This is a genomic window from Aeromonas sp. EERV15 (assembly GCF_900079845.1).
GTDB lineage: Bacteria > Pseudomonadota > Gammaproteobacteria > Enterobacterales > Aeromonadaceae > Aeromonas > Aeromonas sobria.
In genome coordinates this window covers 1-442 of sequence record NZ_FKKY02000155.1, presented here as the reverse complement: position 1 = coordinate 442, position 442 = coordinate 1, and the positions used below count along the sequence as shown (strand labels likewise).

The following is a 442-nucleotide window of genomic DNA, read 5'->3' as shown; positions in this document are numbered from 1 at the left end:
GAAGCGGCCTCGGCGACGCCCTTCTCCTTCGGAGCGGCCTCGGCGACGCCCTTCTTCGCAACGGCTTCCGCGGCGCCCTTCTCCTTCGGAATTTCTGCCGCAGCGCCCTTCTTCCCAACGGCTTCCACGTCGCCCTTTTCCTTCGAAGCTGCTGCCGCGCCGCCTTTCTCCTTCGGAGCGGCCCCCGCGGCGCCTTTCTCCTTCGGAGCCACCCCGGCGGTCCCCTTCGCGGCGCCCTTCTTCGCAGCGGTCTCCGCGGCGCCCTTTTCCTTCAGACGGCGCAGGCCCTCTACAGGCGCCTTCGACGTCGCGTCGAGCGCGCCCTTCTCCCCGAGGTCCGCGTCCGGCGCGGGCCTCGGCGATTCCGTGGGCTGCTCCGGCGCCGCGTCGACCGCGCCCTTCTCACCGGGGTCCGCGTCCGGCGCGGGCCTCGGCGCTTCCG

1 protein-coding gene is annotated in these 442 nt (G+C 72.9%); it reads right to left on the bottom strand.

The features are described from left to right. Nucleotides 1-442 (bottom strand): hypothetical protein (locus tag BN4575_RS22240; protein WP_218060820.1); only part of this gene is annotated, 442 nt, incomplete at both ends.